The sequence below is a fragment of the Fictibacillus enclensis genome (genome assembly GCF_001457035.1).
Classification (GTDB): domain Bacteria; phylum Bacillota; class Bacilli; order Bacillales; family Fictibacillaceae; genus Fictibacillus_C; species Fictibacillus_C enclensis.
The window spans coordinates 52,048-61,316 of record NZ_KQ758624.1; the positions used below are offsets into that span (position 1 = coordinate 52,048).

The 9,269-nt window shown below is 45.6% G+C and carries 11 protein-coding genes and 10 tRNA genes; 20 read left to right on the plus strand and 1 reads right to left on the minus strand.

Going from position 1 to position 9,269, the window contains the following annotated elements; genetic code table 11:
- The first annotated feature begins 151 nt into the window (after nt 1–151).
- The 9 genes from AS030_RS22270 to AS030_RS22310 all read left to right on the plus strand — a co-directional run bounded on the left by AS030_RS22270 (nt 152) and on the right by AS030_RS22310 (nt 7,372).
- On the plus strand, nt 152–967 hold the full coding sequence (locus AS030_RS22270) for an STAS domain-containing protein (RefSeq protein ID WP_061975877.1): 816 nt from the start codon (nt 152–154) through the stop codon (nt 965–967).
- Nucleotides 968–979: 12 nt separating this feature from the next.
- On the plus strand, nt 980–1,336 hold the full coding sequence (locus AS030_RS22275) for an STAS domain-containing protein (RefSeq protein ID WP_061975879.1): 357 nt from the start codon (nt 980–982) through the stop codon (nt 1,334–1,336).
- Between the two features lie 2 nt (nt 1,337–1,338).
- A complete protein-coding gene (locus AS030_RS22280; RefSeq protein ID WP_061975881.1) occupies nt 1,339–1,740 on the plus strand; it encodes an anti-sigma regulatory factor in 402 nt (133 codons plus the stop codon).
- 10 nt (nt 1,741–1,750) lie between these two features.
- Entirely contained in the window at nt 1,751–2,758 is a 1,008-nt protein-coding gene (locus AS030_RS22285; RefSeq protein ID WP_061975883.1) for a PP2C family protein-serine/threonine phosphatase, read from the plus strand.
- A gap of 61 nt (nt 2,759–2,819) precedes the next feature.
- Nucleotides 2,820–3,152 (plus strand): STAS domain-containing protein, encoded by a 333-nt coding sequence (locus tag AS030_RS22290; RefSeq protein WP_061975886.1) that lies wholly within the window; start codon nt 2,820–2,822, stop codon nt 3,150–3,152.
- Nucleotides 3,149–3,634 carry an anti-sigma B factor RsbW gene (gene rsbW, locus AS030_RS22295; RefSeq protein WP_061975888.1) on the plus strand — a complete coding sequence of 162 codons (486 nt, stop codon included), beginning with the start codon at nt 3,149–3,151 and terminating at the stop codon, nt 3,632–3,634. The genes AS030_RS22290 and rsbW overlap by 4 nt, the downstream gene beginning before the upstream one ends.
- Nucleotides 3,600–4,391 carry an RNA polymerase sigma factor SigB gene (gene sigB, locus AS030_RS22300; protein ID WP_061975890.1) on the plus strand — a complete coding sequence of 264 codons (792 nt, stop codon included), beginning with the start codon at nt 3,600–3,602 and terminating at the stop codon, nt 4,389–4,391. Before rsbW ends, sigB begins: the two co-directional genes overlap by 35 nt.
- Nucleotides 4,388–4,996, plus strand: a complete 609-nt coding sequence (locus AS030_RS22305; protein ID WP_061975891.1) for a protein phosphatase 2C domain-containing protein — start codon at nt 4,388–4,390, stop codon at nt 4,994–4,996. Before sigB ends, AS030_RS22305 begins: the two co-directional genes overlap by 4 nt.
- Before the next feature lie 198 nt (nt 4,997–5,194).
- Nucleotides 5,195–7,372, plus strand: a complete 2,178-nt coding sequence (locus AS030_RS22310) for a Tex family protein (RefSeq protein WP_061975893.1) — start codon at nt 5,195–5,197, stop codon at nt 7,370–7,372.
- Between the two features lie 25 nt (nt 7,373–7,397).
- Here AS030_RS22310 and cmpA read toward each other — a convergent pair whose 3' ends face one another.
- Complete coding sequence (gene cmpA / locus AS030_RS23900; RefSeq protein ID WP_129478408.1) at nt 7,398–7,532, minus strand: cortex morphogenetic protein CmpA; 135 nt, start codon at nt 7,530–7,532, stop codon at nt 7,398–7,400.
- Between the two features lie 103 nt (nt 7,533–7,635).
- Here cmpA and AS030_RS22315 point away from each other — a divergent pair, with 103 nt between their 5' ends.
- From AS030_RS22315 to AS030_RS22365, 11 genes are all read left to right on the plus strand, one after another.
- A complete protein-coding gene (locus AS030_RS22315; protein ID WP_061975895.1) occupies nt 7,636–8,106 on the plus strand; it encodes a SprT family protein in 471 nt (156 codons plus the stop codon).
- Between the two features lie 132 nt (nt 8,107–8,238).
- Nucleotides 8,239–8,313, plus strand: a tRNA-Asn gene (locus AS030_RS22320).
- A gap of 3 nt (nt 8,314–8,316) precedes the next feature.
- A tRNA-Ser gene (locus AS030_RS22325) sits at nt 8,317–8,407 on the plus strand.
- A gap of 9 nt (nt 8,408–8,416) precedes the next feature.
- Nucleotides 8,417–8,491: transfer RNA gene (locus AS030_RS22330), tRNA-Glu, on the plus strand.
- Between the two features lie 79 nt (nt 8,492–8,570).
- A tRNA-Asp gene (locus AS030_RS22335) sits at nt 8,571–8,646 on the plus strand.
- Nucleotides 8,647–8,691: 45 nt separating this feature from the next.
- A tRNA-Gln gene (locus AS030_RS22340) sits at nt 8,692–8,766 on the plus strand.
- 7 nt (nt 8,767–8,773) lie between these two features.
- Nucleotides 8,774–8,849: transfer RNA gene (locus AS030_RS22345), tRNA-Lys, on the plus strand.
- Between the two features lie 12 nt (nt 8,850–8,861).
- Nucleotides 8,862–8,947, plus strand: a tRNA-Leu gene (locus tag AS030_RS22350).
- 36 nt (nt 8,948–8,983) lie between these two features.
- Nucleotides 8,984–9,069, plus strand: a tRNA-Leu gene (locus AS030_RS22355).
- Nucleotides 9,070–9,111: 42 nt separating this feature from the next.
- Nucleotides 9,112–9,188 (plus strand) — tRNA-Arg (locus AS030_RS22360).
- Nucleotides 9,189–9,191: 3 nt separating this feature from the next.
- Nucleotides 9,192–9,268: transfer RNA gene (locus tag AS030_RS22365), tRNA-Pro, on the plus strand.
- Nucleotide 9,269 lies beyond the last annotated feature (1 nt).

The following is a 9,269-nucleotide window of genomic DNA, read 5'->3' on the forward strand; positions in this document are numbered from 1 at the left end:
GGAAAGTGGCGGTTTTTTTAATGGAAACAACTTACAGAGAAAGTTGGAACAGGAAATCCAGTTTACAAGCGAACTATATAGCAAAAGATTGCAAGAATGAATGATAAGTGGAATAATGAAAGTAGTGTACCGACGTAAGGGGGTATAGAATTTGAATGCGGCCATCATCGATATGATCCTGAATAAACGCACGGAAATAGATGGGTTGTGGTCTGACGAAATTGATGAGTACAAATCGACAACAAGCGCCATAACACCCTATATGCGTGAACAGTTGAACAAGGAGTTTTTATCGCTCCTGTTTAGCCATATCAGCCAGGGAGATATTTCTGAGGACGGGACATTGAAACGTTTTTTCGATAAAGTTTTGCGTGCGAATATGCCGCTTGAATATTTAACACAAGGGCTGCAATCCTTTCGCCGTATAGTTTTGGAAATCATCACCGAAGAAGATATTCAAAAAGATGCGGCGTTTGAAATATATAGGCAAGTGGACCGCTGGATGGATCCCATTCTAAATTCAGTGGTTGAAAATTCATCCCGGCTTTGGGAGCGTACCGTTTCCATTCAAAAGTCCGCGTTGCTGGAATTATCGGCACCGCTTATTCCGGTCTTTCAGCATATTAGCGTGATGCCATTGATCGGAACCATTGATACGGAACGCGCGAAGTTAATAATGGAGAACCTTCTGGAAGGTGTTATTCAATACCGTTCACAGGTGGTTCTTATTGATATAACCGGTGTGCCCGTTGTCGATACAATGGTAGCCCACCACATCATTCAGGCGGCGGATGCCGTCCGGCTTTTGGGATCTACCTGCATTTTGGTCGGGATACGTCCTGAAATTGCGCAAACGATTGTAAGCCTTGGGATTGACCTCAGCCTGTTCCCTACCAAAAGCACGCTGCAAAAAGGGATGGCAAAAGCTCTGGAAGTTACAAACCAACAAATTGTTAATGAAAAATAGGGAGTGGGGAAAATGAGAATTCCTATTTTGAAGCTGCATGAGTATCTTCTTATTACCATTCAGGTAGAGCTCGATGATCAGACCGCTCTGCAGTTTCAGGAAGACCTGTTAAACAAAATACATGACACCGGTGCTAAAGGTGTAGTAATTGACCTGACCTCTGTAGACATGATTGACTCCTTCATTGCAAAAGTACTGGGAGACGTTGTCCGCATGTCAAAACTGATGGGAGCGCAAGTGGTATTGACCGGTATCCAGCCCGCAGTAGCAATTACATTGATCGACCTGGGGATTTCAATGAGAGAGGTTCCGACGGCTCTTGACCTGGAACAAGGGCTTGATAAATTGCAGCTGGAACTGGAGGGGTGAGCATGGACATCCAATCCTGTGTAGAGGTTTGCAATGAATGGGATATCGTAAGCGCAAGGCAATTGGGAAGAAATATGGCTAAAGAACTCGGATTTGGCAACGTAGACCAGGCTCGTATCACTACCGCCATTTCAGAGTTGGCACGTAACATTTATTTATATGCAGGAAGCGGAAAGATCTGCCTTGAGCCCGTGGAACAAATGGGAAGAAAAGGCCTCCGCATCATTGCTGTGGACAATGGCCCTGGAATCAGGGATATTCGTAAGGTAATGGAAGACGGATATACAACTTCCGGGGGACTTGGAGCCGGACTGCCGGGGGTAAAGCGTTTAATGGACGAGTTTACCATTGATTCCACGATTGACTCCGGAACTGAAATCCTTGCGACGAAGTGGCTTCGTTAGGAGGTATTAAATGAACGACCGAGATTTCATCATAGATCGATATAAAGACTTGCTGACAACGTATCTTAATGGGAAAAACGAGACAGCCCTATACAAAGGACAGCAGTTCAGCCGAAAGCTGATTGAACAGCAGATCTCGCCTGAAGATGTGGTCAGCCATCATATAAATGTACTAAATGAGTTATTTCCTGACATGACCGAGGAAATGAAGGACGCGTTTGATTTTCTTTTGGAGGTCATGATCGGGTACGGTTTTGCGTATCGCGAACATCAGAGTCTGAGGACCCGCCAGCGACAGTTGGAATCGGAAATTGAAGTGGCGGCAAGCATGCAGCAGACACTTTTAATCAGTGATGTGCCGACGGTGGATTCTCTTGACATTGGTGTCAAAAGCGTTCCTGCCAAGAAAATGAACGGGGACTATTTTAATTTTGTAAAGGATGACAAGTCAATCAGCGTGGCTGTAGCGGATATTATCGGTAAGGGGATTCCTGCCGCGCTGTGCATGTCGATGATTAAATACGCGATGGACAGTCTTCCCGAGCAAAGGATGCAGCCTAACCTTCTTCTTGAAAATCTGAATAGAGTCGTTGAACAGAACGTGCACCCGAACATGTTTATAACCATGCTATATGGGCTTTATGACACCGATGTCCATAAATTCTACTATGCCGGGGCCGGACACGAGCCCGGCTTTTTTTATAAAGCAGCAACCGATGAGTTTGAGGACATGTTTGCCAAAGGCCTTGTGCTGGGTGTATCAAGAACGACGAAATACAAAGAATATGAAAAGCAGCTCGATCCTGGGGATATGATTATTCTCCTTTCGGACGGGGTAACGGAGTGCAGGACCAGCAAAGGGTTTATTGAACGAGACGAGATTGTTGCACTCATCCGTGAAAATATGCACAAACCGGCTCAGGAAATCGTGGATTCGGTATTTCACGAGCTCGAGCGACTTCAGGAATTTGAATTGAGAGATGACTTTACCTTGCTCATTCTAAAAAGAATGGTTTAATCTCCTTTAAGAACGGGTAATTAGTGTTATGGGTTTATGATAATATCCTGGGGGGAAAAAAATGAATTTGCAAATTAGACACGAAGAAACGAATGGAGTTCATTATTTAACACTAGCTGGAGAAGTAGACGCGTACACCGCACCAAAACTAAAAGAGATGTTGGTTCCTCTGACCGAGGTGAAAAATACCCAGATTGTCATTGATCTGGCTAACATTGATTATATGGATAGTACAGGGCTCGGCATTTTTGTCGGAGCATTAAAGTCCACGAAGAAAAACGACGGGACATTAAAGCTGCGCGGAATGACCGAGAGGGTTAAGCGTTTATTTGAAATTACCGGCCTGACAGAGGTAATGGACATTGACAACGAGGTAAAGGGGGAGGCCAGATGAGTAATAAAGCCTCTGATTTTATCGAAATGACGGTACCCGCCAAAACCGATTATGTCGGGGTGGTGCGTCTGACGATTTCTGGTATTGCCAACAGGATGGGATTTGCATTTGACGAAATTGAGGATATCAAAATTGCTGTCTCAGAGGCCTGTACCAATGTTGTAAATCATGCATATACGGAGCTGGAAAAAGGACAGATCCGCGTCGGATGCGGGGTGTATGATAACCGGCTCGAAATTATGGTTGTGGACCACGGCAAGAGCTTTGATTACGATGATGTAAACCAATCACTCGGACCTGTAGAAGGGAAATCCGTAGAACAATTGAACGAAGGAGGTCTGGGCCTCTTCCTAATTGAGTCATTGATGGACAAAGTGGAAATCAGCGGTGAGGCGGGTGTGATCGTTATGATGACGAAGTATCTTCACAGAGATGAGGTGGAGGAAAATGTCGACAGGACCTCACCAGCACCTACACAATAAAGAAGAAGTTTATAAATGGATTCACGAGCTGCAAAACGATCCGCAAAATGAACTATTGCAAACGAAACTCGTACATCAGTACGAAGATCTCGTTCACTCACTAGCGCGAAAATTTTCCAAGGGAAAAAGCATTCATGACGATTTGGTCCAAGTGGGAATGATCGGCCTGCTCGCTGCATTGCGAAGGTACGATGCCGACTTTGGACGTTCGTTTGAATCGTTTGCGGTCCCTACCATCATAGGTGAAATTAAACGGTTTATCCGTGATAAAACGTGGAGCGTCCATGTGCCAAGACGAATTAAGGAACTTGGACCCCGCATAAAAAAAGCTGTAGAAGATCTGACAAATGAGCTTCAGCGTTCCCCGAAAATCCAGGAAATTGCTGATTACCTGGAGGTTACGGAGGAAGAAGTTCTGGAAACGATGGAAATGGGCAAGAGTTACCAGGCCCTATCCGTAGACAGTTCCATTGAAGCCGATCAGGAAGGCAGCACAGTAACCCTGTTGGACCTCGTGGGAACACAGGATGCCGGCTATGATCAAATTGACAAGAGAATGCTTCTGCAGAAAGCATTTGCGGTTCTTTCTGAAAGAGAGCAGGAAATCCTTAAATGCACGTATTTTGAGAATTTGAGCCAGAAAGAAACAGGGGAGCGCCTGAATATCTCTCAAATGCATGTCTCACGTCTGCAGAGGAGAGCACTTGAGAAGCTTCGTGAAGCGATTCGGGTGGAACCATCGGAGGCTTTGAAATGATCCAGGATTTTTCCTATGACAAAATCGCCGTCTCTTCTTTCCAAAAGCCAAAAAACGGTAATGAATTATGTGGAGACAGTTTTTATGTCACGGAAACCCGTGATTATTTTATTTGTGCGGTAGCTGACGGGCTGGGGAGCGGAGGTTTAGCCAGAAAAGCCTCCCAGGCGGCAGTGATCGCTGTGGAAAAGAATCATCAATTAGAAGTTGAGGAAATCATGCAGGTATGCAATGAAGAGCTAAAAGGAACCAGGGGAGCGGTGCTTTCCATTTTTAAAATTGACTTCAACCAGCGCATCGTCCGCTATGCGGGAGTGGGAAATATCCGCTTTATGATGGCGGGGGAAGACCGTAAATTAATTTACCCTCTTCCGACGGTTGGTTTTCTTTCCGGAAAGCCGCAGAAGTTCCGTGTACAGCAATTTCCGTTTGATGATCAGACCGCATTTATCATTTATTCAGATGGAATGGAAATTCATACGCAAAGCCGTTCCATTCTAACCAATATGATATCGCCTCGGGAATCGGCTGCTTACCTCGGTAATCTTTCTCAAAAATTAATTGATGACGCTACCTGCCTCGTAGGAAAAGTGTTGCATGCATAAGTACATTGGAGGCCTTTGATGGATCTCTCTGCCGGGTTGCCTCGGCTTTTTTTTTTTGGTTTTACATCCGACCAGGCGCCCTTCCAGGGGTGCTTTTTTATATGGAATTCATTGATCATTTTTCGTTAAAACATCGGGAAAGTGTTAAACTAAAAGGGTATACCCGTAATTTTTACGGATTCGAAAGGGGTACTTCTATTGGAAAAAACAATAGAGTTGGATCAAGGATTTACTGAAATTGCGAAAGAATTGGGCATTAAACAAAAACAAGTGGCAAACGTGATTGAGTTATTGAAGGACGGCAACACGGTGCCTTTCATTGCCAGGTATCGTAAGGAGCTGACAGGCGGCCTGGATGAAGTTCAAATTAAAGATATTATGGATAGCTGGCAATACGCAGAAAATTTAAAGGAACGTAAAGAAGAAGTTCTCCGCCTGATTGGAGAGCAGGGAAAGCTAACCGATGAACTGGCGAATTCCATATCAAGCGCCAAAAAACTGCAGGAAATCGAAGACCTTTATCGCCCATACAAACAAAAGCGAAGAACCCGGGCGACGGTAGCCAAGGAAAAGGGGCTTGAAGCGCTGGCTGAATGGCTCATGAGCCAGCCGTGGCAAGGCGATGTCCTGGCAAAGGCGAAAGAGTTCCTTTCCGAGGAAAAAGAGGTACATACACCTGAAGAAGCACTCGCAGGTGCTCAGGATATACTAGCCGAGCAGATTTCAGACGATGCTGCGATTCGATCGTGGATCCGAGACCTGACGTTTAAGGAAGGTCAGCTGCAAACGTCTTTAAAGAAAAACGGAGAAGACGAAAAAAAGGTCTACGAAATGTATTATGAGTACAGTGAACCGGTTGGCAAAATCGTGCCTCACCGTATTCTTGCCATCAACCGCGGCGAAAAAGAAGACGTCCTTAAGGTGGAAGTGACGGCACCTGCTGAAAAAATTATTCAGCGGCTGAACCGGACGGTAATCAAGAAATCGGAATCTCCCGCTGCACCATATTTACAAGAGGCGATTGAGGACAGCTATCGAAGGCTGATTGCTTCTTCCATTGAACGAGACATCCGGAACGAACTGACTGATAAGGGTGAGGAACAGGCCATTCACATCTTTTCTGAAAACCTGAGGAACCTGCTTCTTCAATCTCCGTTAAAGGGCAGGATGGTTTTAGGCGTGGATCCCGCTTACCGCACGGGCTGCAAGCTTGGTGTTGTGGATGAAACAGGGAAAATGCTTCATATTCAAACCATTTACCCAACACCGCCAAGATCGGAAGTGCAAAAGTCCGAAGCGGTCGTCAAGGGCCTGATTGATACATACGGTATCAATGTAATCGCCATTGGAAACGGAACAGCTTCCAGGGAAACCGAACAATTTATTGTCGATACGATTAAAGGTTTAAAGGAGCCGGTTTCCTATATTATCGTCAACGAAGCAGGAGCCAGTGTATATTCCGCTTCAGGAATCGCCAGGGAAGAGTTTCCTGACCTTCAGGTGGAGGAGCGAAGTGCCATTTCTATCGCACGAAGACTGCAGGATCCGCTGGCTGAACTGGTGAAAATTGACCCGAAATCGGTTGGAGTCGGACAATATCAGCATGATGTATCGCAAAAACGATTGAACGAATCCCTGACCTTTGTGGTGGAAACCGCCGTAAACCAGGTAGGCGTCAACGTGAATACAGCTTCTTCTTCCTTGCTTCAGTATGTAGCCGGCTTGTCCAAGACCGTTGCGCAAAATATTGTAAAAGCGAGAGAAGAAAAAGGGAAGTTTGAAAAACGCGAAGAACTGAAGAAGATTCCGCGCCTCGGTGCGAAAACGTACGAGCAATGTATCGGATTTCTAAGAATTCCGGACGGGAAAAATCCGCTCGACCAAACGGCCATTCACCCGGAGAGCTATAAAGAAACGCTGTTGCTTTTAAAAGAAATGAACAGTGAGGTAGCAGAAATCGGCACAGATAGCCTGAAAGACAAGCTGAAATTGATCGATGTGGAAGCAATGGCGGCGCAACTCAATATTGGAGTGCCCACTCTTCATGACATCGTGGACGGACTGCTTCGTCCAAACCGGGATGTGCGGGAAGAGCTTTCAAAGCCCCTGCTGAAAACCGATGTCCTTAAGCTCGAAGACCTTAAACAAGGAATGGAGCTGGAAGGAACGGTGCGAAATGTCGTTGATTTTGGCGCTTTTGTGGATATTGGCGTGAAACAGGACGGCCTTGTTCATATCTCCAAGCTGGCCAAGCGCTTTGTGAAGCACCCCATGGATGTGGTTAGCGTTGGGCAGGTTGTTACCGTTTGGGTGGATAGCGTGGATCTCAATAAAGGAAGAGTGGCTCTTACAATGCTGCCTCCGGAGGCGCAGTAATATCCAATCAAAAAGTTTCTGTTTGTCAGGGAAGACTTTTACTTTCGGTGTTGCTATTTTTTTGATTATAAAAAAACCAGCATTGATTTAATAAACGGATTTGATAACGGTCTTTTTGAAAATAAGCTTTTCTGAGTTGTTTCTTAAACCATGTGGGCATAGACAAAACCTCCGCGTATTTAAGCGTGATTTAGTCTATGTCTCATGGCTTGTTGATGTGACCAACTTTTTGTTCTATAGAAGGAGAAAGGATAGGAAAGAAAATGGATCAAAGGGAACTTCAATTGCTCGTGGAGAAGGTATCAAATGATTATTTTCACAAACCCTTCCGGCATAATGCCCGTTTCAACGGCCGTTTGCGGACAACAGGCGGCAGGTATTTACTCAGGTCCCATGATATAGAGATCAACCCTAAGCAGATGACACAGTTTGGGATGCAGGCATTAGTGGGTATCATTAAGCATGAACTGTGCCATTATCATCTGCATATCGAGGGAAGGGGCTACCAGCACAAAGATCATGAATTTAAACAGCTGCTGAAAAAAGTGGGCGGCCTGAGATATTGTGAAGTCCTGCCGGGTACCCGAACAACCCAAGCTTATAAATACCTCTATATATGCACAGACTGTAAGCAGCAATACAAGCGGAAGCGCAAGATTGACACAAGGAAATACGTGTGCGGAAAATGCCGGGGGAAATTGTTTTTAAAAAGTGGTGAGAAAAGTGTTGACTAGGTGTTCAAATCTGTGTTAGATTAATAAAGTCGCTGAAAGACATCTTGCTCTTTACATAAACAAAATAAATGAAAAAAACAGTTGACTTTTTGAGAAAAAACAAGTATGATATTAAATGTCTCAAAAACACATTCCACAGTAGCTCAGTGGTAGAGCTATCGGCTGTTAACCGATCGGTCGTAGGTTCGAGTCCTACCTGTGGAGCCATACAGAGAAGTACCCAAGTGGCTCAAGGGGCTCCCCTGCTAAGGGAGTAGGTCGCTAACGCGGCGCGAGGGTTCGAATCCCTTCTTCTCTGCCAGTTTTTATCGGCCCGTTGGTCAAGCGGTTAAGACACCGCCCTTTCACGGCGGTAACACGGGTTCGAATCCCGTACGGGTCACCAAGTTCTTTTCGAAGAAAAGAACCAAGTATTTTCAAGTATTTTTCGGAAGAAAAAAACGGACAAGCTGTTTTATTAAAATGGGCTCGTGGTGTAGCGGTTAACATGCCTGCCTGTCACGCAGGAGATCGCCGGTTCGATCCCGGTCGGGCCCGCCATTTTACTTAAAACCAACATTTAAATAAGAAATGCATCATGATTATTGGGCTATAGCCAAGTGGTAAGGCAACGGACTTTGACTCCGTCATTCGTAGGTTCGAATCCTGCTAGCCCAGCCATCTTCATGAGCCATTAGCTCAGTTGGTAGAGCATCTGACTTTTAATCAGAGGGTCGAAGGTTCGAGTCCTTCATGGCTCACCATTTACACATCATGCGGGTGTGGCGGAATTGGCAGACGCGCTAGACTTAGGATCTAGTGTCTTTACGGCGTGGGGGTTCGAGTCCCTTCACCCGCACCATTTTTTCAAAAATGTACTTAAAACTTTAACTGCTTTGCGGTCGTGGCGGAATGGCAGACGCGCTAGCTTGAGGGGCTAGTGGGGGCAACCCCGTGGAGGTTCGAGTCCTCTCGACCGCACCAATAGCTTCTCATATATAACATAAAACTCATCAAGAATAATACGCGCCCTTAGCTCAGCTGGATAGAGTGTTTGACTACGAATCAAAAGGTCGGGAGTTCGAATCTCTCAGGGCGCGCCATAACGGGAAGTGGCTCAGCTTGGTAGAGCACCTGGTTTGGGACCAGGGGGTCGCAGGTTCAAATCCTGTCTTCCCGACCAT